This window comes from Enterobacter sp. FUJ80071 (genome assembly GCF_038739915.1).
Taxonomy (GTDB): domain Bacteria; phylum Pseudomonadota; class Gammaproteobacteria; order Enterobacterales; family Enterobacteriaceae; genus Enterobacter; species Enterobacter kobei.
On the sequence record NZ_JBBXKH010000001.1, the window covers coordinates 4,557,029 to 4,569,285 of the forward strand.

Annotated in this window: 9 protein-coding genes; 4 read left to right on the forward strand and 5 right to left on the reverse strand. The window is 57.2% G+C overall.

Annotation, left to right across the window (positions count from 1 at the left end):
- The first annotated feature begins 18 nt into the window (after nt 1-18).
- Together rhlB and gppA are read left to right on the forward strand one after the other, a co-directional pair.
- A complete protein-coding gene (gene rhlB / locus AAER43_RS22115; RefSeq protein ID WP_014885670.1) occupies nt 19-1,284 on the forward strand; it encodes an ATP-dependent RNA helicase RhlB in 1,266 nt (421 codons plus the stop codon).
- Nucleotides 1,285-1,290: 6 nt separating this feature from the next.
- Nucleotides 1,291-2,775 (forward strand): guanosine-5'-triphosphate,3'-diphosphate diphosphatase, encoded by a 1,485-nt coding sequence (gppA, locus tag AAER43_RS22120; protein ID WP_023331584.1) that lies wholly within the window; start codon nt 1,291-1,293, stop codon nt 2,773-2,775.
- Nucleotides 2,776-2,831: 56 nt separating this feature from the next.
- Here the strand turns inward: gppA and rep are convergent, their stop codons facing one another.
- A complete protein-coding gene (gene rep / locus AAER43_RS22125; protein ID WP_342702022.1) occupies nt 2,832-4,856 on the reverse strand; it encodes a DNA helicase Rep in 2,025 nt (674 codons plus the stop codon).
- 85 nt (nt 4,857-4,941) lie between these two features.
- Here rep and ppiC point away from each other — a divergent pair, with 85 nt between their 5' ends.
- Entirely contained in the window at nt 4,942-5,223 is a 282-nt protein-coding gene (gene ppiC, locus AAER43_RS22130) for a peptidylprolyl isomerase PpiC (protein WP_008501570.1), read from the forward strand.
- 85 nt (nt 5,224-5,308) lie between these two features.
- Here the strand turns inward: ppiC and ilvC are convergent, their stop codons facing one another.
- Nucleotides 5,309-6,784 (reverse strand): ketol-acid reductoisomerase, encoded by a 1,476-nt coding sequence (ilvC, locus tag AAER43_RS22135; protein WP_023331585.1) that lies wholly within the window; start codon nt 6,782-6,784, stop codon nt 5,309-5,311.
- 152 nt (nt 6,785-6,936) lie between these two features.
- Between ilvC and ilvY the strand changes: the two genes are divergently transcribed.
- The gene (gene ilvY / locus AAER43_RS22140; RefSeq protein WP_014885674.1) at nt 6,937-7,827 is read left to right on the forward strand and encodes an HTH-type transcriptional activator IlvY; all 891 of its coding nucleotides are present in this window, start codon (nt 6,937-6,939) and stop codon (nt 7,825-7,827) included.
- Nucleotides 7,828-7,865: 38 nt separating this feature from the next.
- Here the strand turns inward: ilvY and ilvA are convergent, their stop codons facing one another.
- Genes ilvA through ilvE form a run of 3 tightly spaced genes read right to left on the reverse strand, consistent with a single transcriptional unit; the run spans nt 7,866 to nt 12,253 of the window.
- Nucleotides 7,866-9,410, reverse strand: coding sequence for a threonine ammonia-lyase, biosynthetic (gene ilvA / locus AAER43_RS22145; RefSeq protein WP_100246803.1), 1,545 nt, complete (start codon nt 9,408-9,410; stop codon nt 7,866-7,868).
- A 2-nt stretch (nt 9,411-9,412) separates the two neighbouring features.
- On the reverse strand, nt 9,413-11,263 hold the full coding sequence (gene ilvD / locus AAER43_RS22150) for a dihydroxy-acid dehydratase (protein ID WP_014885676.1): 1,851 nt from the start codon (nt 11,261-11,263) through the stop codon (nt 9,413-9,415).
- A gap of 60 nt (nt 11,264-11,323) precedes the next feature.
- Entirely contained in the window at nt 11,324-12,253 is a 930-nt protein-coding gene (ilvE, locus tag AAER43_RS22155) for a branched-chain-amino-acid transaminase (RefSeq protein ID WP_014885677.1), read from the reverse strand.
- Nucleotides 12,254-12,257 lie beyond the last annotated feature (4 nt).

Below are 12,257 nucleotides of genomic sequence, written 5' to 3' on the forward strand. Positions count from 1 at the left end.
CTGATATTCTACCACACTATGAGCAAAACACATTTAACAGAACAGAAGTTTTCCGACTTCGCCCTGCACCCAAAAGTGATTGAAGCCCTTGAAACTAAAGGGTTTCATAACTGCACGCCCATTCAGGCTCTCGCACTGCCGCTGACGCTGGCCGGTCGCGATGTTGCAGGGCAGGCGCAAACCGGTACCGGCAAAACGATGGCGTTTTTAACGTCAACGTTTCATTATTTACTTTCTCACCCAGCGATTGCAGACCGCAAAGTTAACCAGCCGCGCGCGCTCATTATGGCCCCGACGCGAGAACTGGCGGTACAGATCCACGCAGACGCTGAACCCCTGGCACAGGCTACCGGTCTGAAGCTTGGCCTGGCCTATGGCGGTGACGGCTACGATAAGCAGCTGAAAGTGCTGGAAAGCGGCGTGGATATCCTGATTGGTACCACTGGCCGTCTTATCGACTACGCCAAACAGAACCACATCAACCTCGGCGCAATCCAGGTTGTGGTGCTTGATGAAGCCGACCGTATGTACGATCTGGGCTTCATTAAAGATATCCGCTGGCTGTTCCGCCGCATGCCGCCGGCCAATCAGCGTCTGAACATGCTGTTCTCTGCCACCCTCTCTTACCGTGTGCGTGAACTGGCGTTTGAACAGATGAACAACGCCGAATACGTGGAAGTCGAGCCTGAGCAGAAAACAGGTCATCGCATTAAAGAAGAGCTCTTCTATCCTTCTAATGAAGAGAAAATGCGTCTGCTGCAAACGCTGATCGAAGAAGAGTGGCCGGACCGCGCCATTATCTTCGCAAACACCAAACACCGCTGTGAAGACATCTGGGGCCATCTGGCTGCAGACGGTCACCGTGTGGGCCTGCTCACTGGCGACGTTGCACAGAAAAAACGCCTGCGTATCCTCGACGAATTTACCCGTGGCGATCTCGATATTCTGGTCGCAACCGACGTGGCTGCGCGTGGCTTGCACATTCCTGCCGTTACGCACGTCTTTAACTATGATCTGCCGGATGACTGCGAAGACTATGTACACCGTATCGGTCGTACCGGTCGCGCGGGTGCGAGCGGCCACTCAATCAGCCTTGCGTGTGAAGAGTATGCGCTGAATCTTCCAGCCATTGAGACGTACATCGGTCACTCGATTCCGCAGAGCAAATACAATCCGGAAGCGCTGTTAAGCGAACTGCCGCCGCCTAAGCGTCTTACACGCCCACGCTCCGGCAATGGCCCGCGTCGTTCAGGCGCGCCGCGTAATCGTCGTCGTTCAGGTTAAGAAAATATGCTCAGCTCCACCTCGCTTTATGCAGCAATCGATCTCGGTTCGAATAGTTTTCATATGCTGGTTGTGCGCGAGGTGGCAGGGAGCATACAAACGCTGACGCGCATTAAGCGCAAGGTCCGCCTCGCGGCGGGCCTGAGCAGCGATAATGTTCTCTCTCCCGAAGCCATGGAACGTGGCTGGCAGTGTCTGCGGCTCTTTGCAGAGCGTCTGCAGGATATCCCGCATGCCCAAATCACCGTGGTCGCCACCGCGACGCTCCGCCTGGCGGTTAACGCCGTGGATTTTATTGCCAAAGCGCAGGAAATCCTGGGGTGCCCGGTTCAGGTAATCAGCGGCGAAGAAGAAGCTCGCCTGATCTATCAGGGAGTTGCGCATACGACAGGCGGGGACGATCGCCGTCTGGTGGTAGATATCGGCGGTGCCAGTACCGAGCTTGTGACCGGTACCGGCGCGCAGGCGACCTCGCTGTTCAGCCTGTCGATGGGCTGCGTAACCTGGCTTGAGCGTTACTTCGCTGACCGCAATCTGGGTAAAGAGAATTTCGACGAGGCAGAAAATGCCGCGCGCGAAGTGTTACGTCCGGTGATGGACGAACTGCGCTACCACGGCTGGAAAGTGTGTGTCGGTGCGTCAGGTACCGTTCAGGCCCTGCAGGAAATCATGATGGCGCAGGGAATGGACGAGCGCATTACGCTTGCCAAGCTTCAGCAGCTTAAACAGCGCGCTATTCAGTGCGGACGCCTGGAAGAGCTGGAAATTGAAGGCCTGACGCTGGAACGTGCCCTGGTCTTCCCGAGCGGGCTCGCCATTCTGATCGCCATTTTCACCGAGCTGAACATCCAGTGTATGACCCTTGCCGGCGGCGCGCTGCGCGAAGGTCTGGTCTACGGGATGCTGCATCTTTCAGTGGATCAGGACATCCGCAACCGTACTTTGCGCAACGTGCAGCGTCGTTTTCTTGTTGATATCGATCAGGCTGGCCGCGTATCGCAGCTGGCCTCTCGCTTTGCCGATCAGGTCGCTAACGTCTGGGATCTTGACCCTCTGAGCCGCGATTTATTGCTGAGCGCTTGTGCTCTGCATGAAGTGGGGCTGAGCATCGACTTTAAGCAGGCCCCGGCTCATGCAGCCTATCTTGTGCGTAACCTTGACTTACCGGGCTACACGCCCGCACAGAAAAAGCTGCTGGCAACGCTGCTGCTGAACCAGACCAACGCCGTTGATCTCTCCTCTCTTCATCAGCAAAACGCTGTACCGCCGCGCGTGGCCGAGCATCTGTGCCGCCTGCTGCGTCTGGCAATTCTGTTTGCCAGCCGTCGTCGTGATGATTTGCTGCCTGCGATTAATCTGGTGGCCGATGATGAGAAGCTGACGCTGACGCTGCCGGAAAACTGGATTGATCATCACCCGCTCGGCGCAGAGATGATCGAGCAGGAGTGCCAGTGGCAAAGCTATGTGCACTGGGCACTGGAAGTAAAATAAGAGAGTAGAATATGCCGGGTGGCGCTGCGCTTACCCGGCCTGCAAGCCCTTCAAACTCATCCCTTCTCTTTGGCTTTTGCCAGCATGGCGCGAATGTTTGCCACATTCGCCTGGCCTTTGTGCATCCGCTCTTCAGCGGTAATCACCTTGCGCTCTTGTTCCCAAATCAGGTCGTCCTGCGGCAGTTCCAGCAGAAAACGGCTTGGCTCCGGGCGGACAAGCTCACCATACTGGCGGCGCTCTTTACACAGCGTGAACGTCAGCTCTTTCTGCGCACGGGTGATCCCCACATAGGCCAGACGCCGCTCCTCGTCGACGTTGTCTTCATCAATACTGCTCTGATGGGGCAACAACCCCTCTTCCATGCCGACCAGATACACATACGGAAACTCCAGCCCTTTTGACGCATGCAGCGTCATCAGCTGAACCTGATCGGCCTCTTCTTCGCTCTCGCCGCGCTCCATCATGTCGCGCAGGGTAAAGCGGGTGACCACCTGGGTCAGGGTCATCGGCTCATCGATTTCCGAGCCTTCCAGCATTTCGGTCATCCAGCTGAAGAGCTGATTAACGTTTTTCATGCGCATCTCAGCCGCTTTCGGGCTGGCGGAGGTTTCGTACAGCCAGGATTCGTAATCAATACCGTGAATCAGATCGCGCACCGCTGCCACCGGCTCGCGCTCTGCAAGACGCTGCACTTCACCAAGCCAGTGGGTGAATCGCGTTAACGAGTCGTAACCGCGCCCGGTCAGCGTCTGGCTTAGTCCCATATCGAAGCTGACCGTAAACAGGCTTTTATTGCGGGTCATCGCCCATTCACCCAGCTTTTGCAGCGTCGCCGGACCGATTTCGCGCTTCGGCGTATTCACGATGCGCAGAAACGCGCTGTCGTCATCCGGGTTAGTGAGCACACGCAGATAGGCCAGCAGATCTTTAATTTCAGGCCGTGAGAAGAACGAGGTGCCGCCCGAGATTTTGTACGGTATGCGGTTCTGCATCAGCATCTTTTCAAAGACGCGCGACTGGTGATTACCGCGATAAAGGATCGCGTAATCTTTATATTCGGTTTTGTTGACGAAGTGGTGGGCAATCAGTTCGCCCGTCACGCGCTCCGCTTCATGTTCTTCATTGTTGGCGCTGAGCACTTTCAGCTCCGTGCCGTAGCCCAGCTCGGAGAACAGGCGCTTCTCAAATACGTGCGGGTTATTGGCAATCAGGATGTTTGCCGCCTTCAGGATCCGTCCGGAGGAGCGGTAGTTTTGCTCCAGCTTAATCACCTGCAGCGCGGGGAAGTCTTTACTCAGCAGCACCAGGTTTTGCGGACGCGCGCCGCGCCAGGAGTAGATCGACTGGTCGTCGTCGCCTACCACGGTGAAACGGGCACGCTGGCCCACCAGCAGCTTTACCAGCTCGTACTGGCTGGTGTTGGTGTCCTGATATTCATCCACCAGCAGGTAGCGGATTTTATTCTGCCAGCGCTCGCGCACCTCTTCATTTCGCTGTAAAAGCAGCGTCGGCAGCAGGATCAGGTCGTCGAAGTCCAGCACATTACACGCTTTCATGTGCGCATCGTACAGACCATAACAGTGGGCGAAGATCCGATCCCGTTCCCCTTTGGCGATCGCCGCAGCCTGGGCCGGGGTCATCAGATCGTTTTTCCAGTTAGAGATCGCCGAGATCAGCTGCTGCAACAGCACCTTGTCATCTTCGATCAGCCCTTCAGTGAGCTCTTTGAGTAATGCCACCTGGTCGGTGTCATCGAAAAGCGAAAAGTTGGATTTCATCCCCAGCGCGGCATACTCACGTTTGATGATATCCAGCCCCAGCGTGTGGAACGTGGAGATCATCAGCCCGCGCGCCTCTTTGCGCCCCAGCGTCTGGCCGACACGTTCTTTCATTTCGCGTGCCGCTTTGTTGGTAAAGGTGACCGCCGCAATGTGACGGGCCTGATAACCACAGCCACGGATCAGGTGCGCAATCTTATTGGTGATGACGCGCGTTTTACCGGATCCTGCTCCCGCCAGCACCAGACAGGGGCCGGTGACAAATTCGACGGCTTGTTGTTGTCCGGGGTTTAGACGCATAAATGATCACTCAATGAAAGTCAGGAGGGGAGAATAACAGCGTGGTAGTATAGCGAGCCTAATCCATACCACTCAAGGCACGATCATGGCAAAAACAGCAGCAGCACTGCATATTCTTGTTAAAGAAGAGAAACTGGCTCTGGATCTTCTGGAGCAGATCAAAAACGGCGCCGACTTCGGCAAGCTGGCTAAGAAGCACTCAATTTGTCCGTCAGGCAAACGTGGCGGCGATTTAGGTGAATTCCGTCAGGGCCAGATGGTGCCGGCGTTCGATAAAGTGGTCTTCTCCTGCCCGGTGCTGGAGCCGACGGGTCCGCTGCACACGCAGTTTGGCTACCACGTCATTAAAGTGTTATATCGCAAATAAAAAGCCGGGTGGCGGCTGCGCCTTACCCGGCCTACATTTTACGTGTTTGTAGGTCGGGTAAGCGAAGCGCCACCCGACAAGGTTGTTAACCCGCTACCGCGATACGCTTCATATCGGTCATGTAGCCACGCAGTTTGTGACCCACTTTCTCGATCTGGTGGCTGCGAATCGCTTCATTCACATCGCGCAGCTGCGCGTTGTCTACCGCACCTTCCGCAATCGCTTTGCCCAGATCGCCCGGTTGCAGGGTGGTCATGAACTCTTTCAGCAGCGGTACGCAGGCGTAAGAGAACAGGTAGTTACCGTATTCAGCGGTATCAGAGATAACCACGTTCATTTCGTACAGACGCTTACGGGCGATGGTGTTCGCGATCAGCGGCAGTTCGTGCAGAGATTCGTAGTAGGCAGACTCTTCGATGATGCCTGAATCCACCATGGTTTCGAACGCCAGCTCAACACCCGCCTTCACCATGGCGATCATCAGTACGCCTTTATCAAAGTACTCCTGCTCGCCAATTTTACCTTCAAACTGTGGCGCCGTTTCGAACGCGGTTTTGCCGGTCTCTTCACGCCAGGTCAGCAGTTTCTTATCGTCGTTCGCCCAGTCCGCCATCATGCCGGAAGAGAATTCGCCGGAGATGATGTCGTCCATATGTTTCTGGAACAGCGGTGCCATGATGGTTTTCAGCTGTTCAGACAGCGCGTAAGCACGCAGTTTTGCCGGGTTGGACAGACGGTCCATCATCAGCGTAATACCGCCCTGCTTCAGCGCTTCGGTGATGGTTTCCCAGCCGAACTGGATCAGTTTTTCCGCGTAGGCCGGGTCGGTGCCTTCTTCCACCAGCTTGTCGAAGCACAGCAGAGAACCGGCCTGCAGCATACCGCACAGAATGGTCTGCTCGCCCATCAGGTCAGATTTCACTTCGGCAACGAAGGACGATTCCAGCACACCCGCACGGTGGCCGCCGGTCGCCGCTGCCCATGCTTTGGCAATCGCCATGCCTTCGCCTTTCGGATCGTTTTCCGGGTGAACCGCGATCAGGGTCGGTACGCCGAAGCCACGTTTGTACTCTTCGCGTACTTCCGTACCCGGGCACTTCGGTGCCACCATCACTACGGTGATGTCTTTGCGGATCTGCTCGCCCACTTCAACGATGTTGAAGCCGTGGGAGTAACCCAGCGCGGCACCGTCTTTCATCAGCGGCTGCACGGAACGCACCACGTCAGAGTGCTGTTTGTCCGGGGTCAGGTTAACCACCAGATCCGCCTGCGGGATCAGCTCTTCGTAACTCCCCACTTTGAAGCCGTTTTCGGTCGCTTTGCGCCATGAAGCACGCTTTTCAGCAATCGCTTCTTTACGCAGGGCGTAAGAGATATCCAGACCGGAGTCACGCATGTTCAGGCCCTGGTTCAGACCCTGTGCGCCACAGCCGACGATGACCACTTTTTTACCCTGAAGGTAGCTCGCGCCATCGGCAAATTCATCGCGCGCCATGAAGCGGCATTTGCCCAGCTGCGCCAGCTGCTGGCGCAAGTTCAGTGTATTAAAGTAGTTAGCCATGGGTGATACCTCGTGATGTTGTGTGTCTTATTGTTCGGTTCGCGTTTCAGCGAGAATAGAACCACATTACAACAGGAAATTTATTGCGGAAATTGATATATTCACAACGTCATATTGCAATTTTTGCAATATAAAAAGAGGGAGTGGAATCGGTGGATTTACGCGATCTGAAAATGTTTCTGCATCTGGCGGAAAGCCGTCACTTTGGCCGCAGCGCACGGGCGATGCACGTCAGCCCCTCCACGCTCTCGCGCCAGATACAGCGCCTTGAGGAAGACCTCGGCCAGCCGCTGTTTGTGCGCGATAACCGCACCGTCACGCTCACGGAAGCGGGTGAAGAACTGCGCCTTTTTGCCCAGCAGACGTTGCTGCAGTATCAGCAGCTACGGCACGCCATTGACCAGCAGGGGCCGTCGCTGTCCGGCGAGCTGCATATTTTCTGCTCCGTCACCGCCGCCTACAGCCATCTGCCGCCCATTCTTGATCGCTTCCGCGCGGCACATCCATCGGTTGAAATTAAGCTGACCACGGGCGACGCCGCCGACGCGATGGAAAAAGTGGTGACGGGCGAAGCAGATCTCGCCATTGCTGGGAAACCCGAAACGCTCCCGGGTGCGGTAGCGTTTTCAATGCTCGAAAATCTGGCGGTGGTACTGATTGCCCCGGCGCTGCCCTGCCCGGTGCGAAACCAGGTATCGGTAGAAAAACCGGACTGGTCCACGGTGCCGTTTATCATGGCCGACCAGGGGCCAGTGCGCCGTCGCATTGAGCTGTGGTTCCGCCGACAAAAAATCAGTAACCCGTTGATTTACGCCACGGTCAGCGGTCATGAGGCGATGGTGTCGATGGTGGCGCTCGGCTGCGGCGTGGCGCTATTGCCGGAAGTGGTGCTGGAAAATAGCCCGGAACCGGTGCGCAATCGCGTGATGATTCTGGATCGCAGCGATGAGAAAACGCCGTTTGAGCTTGGCGTGTGCGCACAAAAAAAGCGGCTGCATGAGCCGCTTATTGATGCGTTCTGGAAGATATTGCCCAACCATTGAAGTCGGGTGGCGCTTCGCTTACCCGACCTACGCTCCGCTTATCCTGCCAGGAAGAAACGGAAGGCGGGGTTGTGGGTTTCGTCGTGACACTCATAGCCCAGTTCGTTCAGCCGTGTTTCAAAATCCGGCTCGTGCTCACCCAGTTCAAACGCCGCCAGCACGCGGCCGTAGTCGGTGCCGTGGCTGCGGTAATGGAACAGGGAGATGTTCCAGTGCGTGCCCAGCGTGTGCAGGAACTTGAGCAACGCGCCCGGTGATTCCGGGAATTCGAAGCTGAACAGGCGTTCCCTGAGCGGCTTCGAGGGACGCCCGCCGACCATATAGCGCACGTGCAGCTTCGCCATTTCGTCGTCTGAAAGGTCCACCACGCTGTAACCACCGTCATGCAGGAGGTTAAGGATCTCTTTACGCTCCTCGACGCCACGGCTCAGACGCACGCCGACGAAAATGCAGGCATCTTTGGCATCGGCGAAACGGTAGTTGAACTCCGTCACCGAACGACCGCCCAGCAGCTGGCAGAACTTCAGGAAGCTCCCCTTCTCTTCCGGAATAGTCACCGCCAGCAATGCTTCACGCTGTTCACCCAGCTCGCAGCGCTCGGACACGTAGCGCAGGCCGTGGAAGTTCACGTTGGCGCCGGAAAGCACATGCGCCAGGCGCTCGCCGCGGATGTTGTGCTGCGCGATGTATTTTTTCATCCCCGCCAGGGCCAGCGCGCCGGACGGCTCCGCGACCGCACGCACATCCTCAAACAGATCTTTCATTGCCGCGCAGATAGCATCGCTATCAACCGTGACGATATCGTCGAGGTATTCCTGGCAGAGACGGAAGGTTTCATCGCCAATGCGTTTTACCGCCACGCCCTCGGCAAACAGACCAACGCGCGGCAGATCCACCGGATGCCCGGCATCCAGCGCCGCTTTCAGGCAGGCAGAGTCCTCCGCTTCAACAGCGATGACTTTGATCTGCGGCATCAGCTGTTTGATCAGCACGGCCACACCCGCCGCTAACCCGCCGCCGCCCACCGGAGCGAAGACGCGGTCGAGATGGGCATCCTGCTGCAGCAGTTCAAGCGCCAGCGTGCCTTGTCCGGCAATGACCATCGGGTGATCGAACGGCGGCACCCAGGTGAAGCCCTGCTGCTGTGCCAGCTCAATGGCTTTGGCTTTGGCTTCATCAAAATTGGCGCCGTGGAGCAGCACTTCCCCGCCGAAACCGCGTACCGCGTCGACTTTGATGTCAGCGGTAGCAACCGGCATCACGATTAGCGCTTTCAACCCCAGACGAGCAGACGAGAACGCCACGCCCTGCGCATGGTTGCCCGCCGAGGCGGTAATGACGCCGCGCGCTTTTTGCTCGTCGGTCAGTCCGGCCATCATCGCGTAGGCGCCGCGCAGCTTGAAGCTGTGCACCGGCTGGCGGTCTTCGCGCTTCACCAGGATCACGTTGTCGAGGCGCGAAGAGAGTTTTTCCATTTTCTGAAGCGGCGTGACCTGCACGGCTTCATAGACCGGTGCGCGTAGCACCGCTCTCAGATATTCCGCCCCCTCGGGGGCGGCGGATAAGGGTTGTGACTCGGCCATCATTAGCCCCCAAGTTTCGATTTATCGCGCACCGCGCCTTTATCTGCACTGGTGGCAAGGCTCGCGTATGCGCGCAGGGCGAAGGAGACTTCACGCTGACGATCTTTCGGCGTCCAGGCTTTATCGCCGCGCGCTTCTTGTGCCTCACGACGGGCCGCAATTTCCTGGTCGCTCAGCTTCAGTTGAATGCCGCGATTCGGGATATCGATTTCGATCAGGTCACCGTCTTCAATGATGGCGATGTTGCCGCCGCTTGCCGCTTCCGGTGAAACGTGGCCGATGGAGAGCCCGGACGTACCGCCGGAGAAACGGCCGTCGGTGATCAGCGCACAGGCTTTGCCGAGACCCATGGATTTCAGGAAGGTGGTTGGGTAGAGCATTTCCTGCATGCCCGGCCCGCCTTTCGGCCCTTCATAGCGAATAACAACCACGTCGCCTTCTACCACTTTGCCACCGAGGATGGCGTCCACCGCTTCATCCTGGCTTTCGTACACTTTCGCCGGGCCGGTGAATTTAAGGATGCTGTCGTCCACGCCTGCCGTTTTCACGATGCAGCCGTTTTCCGCGAAGTTACCGTACAGCACGGCCAGACCGCCGTCCTTGCTGTAGGCGTGCTCCAGCGAACGGATGCAGCCTTCGGCGCGATCGTCATCCAGGGAATCCCAGCGGCAATCCTGCGAGAACGCCTGCGTGGTACGGATCCCGGCGGGACCGGCGCGGAACATCGTTTTCACCGCGTCGTCTTTGGTCAGCATCACGTCGTATTGGTCCAGCGACTCCGGCAGCGTCAGGCCGAGCACGTTTTTCACGTCGCGATTCAGCAGCCCGGCGCGATCCAGCTCGCCCAGGATACCGATTACGCCACCGGCACGGTGAACATCTTCCATATGGTATTTCTGGGTGCTTGGCGCAACTTTACACAGCTGCGGCACTTTACGGGACAGCTTGTCGATATCACTCATGGTGAAGTCGATTTCGGCTTCCTGCGCGGCGGCCAGCAGGTGCAGAACGGTATTGGTGGAACCGCCCATGGCGATATCCAGCGTCATCGCATTTTCAAACGCCGCTTTGCTGGCGATGTTGCGCGGCAGTGCACTGGCATCATCCTGCTCGTAGTAGCGTTTGGTGAGCTCAACGATGCGTTTACCGGCGTTGAGGAACAGCTGTTTACGATCGGCGTGGGTCGCCAGCAGCGAGCCGTTACCCGGCTGCGACAGGCCCAGCGCTTCGGTCAGACAGTTCATGGAGTTGGCGGTGAACATCCCGGAACAGGAGCCGCAGGTCGGACACGCGGAGCGTTCAACCTGGTCGCTCTGCTCGTCAGACACTTTCGGATCCGCGCCCTGGATCATCGCATCGACCAGGTCGAGCTTGATGATTTTGTCGGACAGCTTGGTTTTACCGGCTTCCATTGGGCCGCCGGAGACGAAGATCACCGGAATGTTCAGGCGCAGGGAGGCCATCAGCATCCCCGGGGTGATTTTATCGCAGTTGGAGATACAGACCATTGCATCGGCGCAGTGGGCGTTGACCATGTACTCAACCGAGTCGGCGATCAGCTCACGCGACGGCAGTGAATAGAGCATGCCCCCGTGACCCATTGCGATACCGTCATCCACCGCGATGGTGTTGAACTCTTTCGCCACACCGCCGGAAGCTTCGATTTGCTCGGCAACCAGTTTACCGAGGTCGCGCAGATGCACATGGCCTGGCACAAACTGGGTGAAGGAGTTCACCACGGCGATAATTGGCTTGCCGAAATCGGCGTCGGTCATCCCGGTGGCGCGCCACAGTGCGCGGGCACCCGCCATGTTACGGCCGTGGGTGGTGGTGGCTGAACGATACTTAGGCATGCTTTATTTACTCCCGTCTGACTATTCAATGGGACGGTGCGTGCCGTCCCAAATTTATATTTAGTGATTAACCTGATCCAACCAGCCGTATTTATCTTCTGTTTCGCCAGTAAAGAGGCCAAAGAAGGCTTGCTGGATGCGTTTGGTGACCGGGCCACAGCGGCCTTCGCCGACCTGAATACCGTCTACGCTACGAACCGGCGTGATTTCAGCCGCCGTACCGGACATGAACACTTCATCCGCCAGATACAGGGATTCGCGGGACAGCACCTGCTCGCGCACTTCGATACCCAGGTCTTTCGCCAGCTTGATGATAGCGTCACGGGTAATACCCGGCAGCGCGGAAGATGTGAATGGCGGCGTGAACAGGATGCCATCTTTCACTTCAAACAGGTTTTCACCTGCGCCTTCCGAGATGTAGCCATTCACGTCCAGCGCGATACCTTCCTGATAGCCGTGACGGCGCGCTTCGCTACCGACCAGCAGAGAGGAAAGATAGTTACCGCCCGCTTTAGCAGCGGTCGGGATGGTGTTTGGCGCCACGCGGTTCCAGGAAGAAACCATTGCGTCGATCCCCTGCTCAAGGGCTTCTGCTCCAAGGTAAGCCCCCCACGGGAACGCGGCAATGATCACATCGGTGTTGTAACCGGCTGGCGGGTTCACGCCCATACCGACATCACCCACGAAGACCAGTGGACGAATGTAGGCGCTGGTCAGGTTATTCTTGCGAATGACTTCGCGGCAGGCTTCCATCAGCTCATCAACGCTCTGTGAAACCGGGAAACGATAAATTTTGGCTGAATCATGCAGACGCTGCATGTGTTCGCGATGGCGGAACACCACTGGCCCTTTGTGAGAATCGTAGCAACGGATACCTTCAAAGACGGAGGTGCCGTAGTGCAGCGCGTGGGACATGACGTGGACCTTCGCGTCCTCCCAGCGAACCATCTCACCATTGAACCAAATGTAATCAGCTTTTTTTGTCGTCATTTTT

What these genes read in the sequence shown, in the direction of transcription:
- ilvC (WP_023331585.1), bottom strand. Translation starts at nt 6,784, where the DNA reads ATGGCTAACTACTTTAATACACTGAACTTGCGCCAGCAGCTGGCGCAG.
- gppA (WP_023331584.1), top strand. Translation starts at nt 1,291, where the DNA reads ATGCTCAGCTCCACCTCGCTTTATGCAGCAATCGATCTCGGTTCGAAT.
- rhlB (WP_014885670.1), top strand. Translation starts at nt 19, where the DNA reads ATGAGCAAAACACATTTAACAGAACAGAAGTTTTCCGACTTCGCCCTG.
- ppiC (WP_008501570.1), top strand. Translation starts at nt 4,942, where the DNA reads ATGGCAAAAACAGCAGCAGCACTGCATATTCTTGTTAAAGAAGAGAAA.
- ilvD (WP_014885676.1), bottom strand. Translation starts at nt 11,263, where the DNA reads ATGCCTAAGTATCGTTCAGCCACCACCACCCACGGCCGTAACATGGCG.
- ilvA (WP_100246803.1), bottom strand. Translation starts at nt 9,410, where the DNA reads ATGGCCGAGTCACAACCCTTATCCGCCGCCCCCGAGGGGGCGGAATAT.
- ilvE (WP_014885677.1), bottom strand. Translation starts at nt 12,253, where the DNA reads ATGACGACAAAAAAAGCTGATTACATTTGGTTCAATGGTGAGATGGTT.
- rep (WP_342702022.1), bottom strand. Translation starts at nt 4,856, where the DNA reads ATGCGTCTAAACCCCGGACAACAACAAGCCGTCGAATTTGTCACCGGC.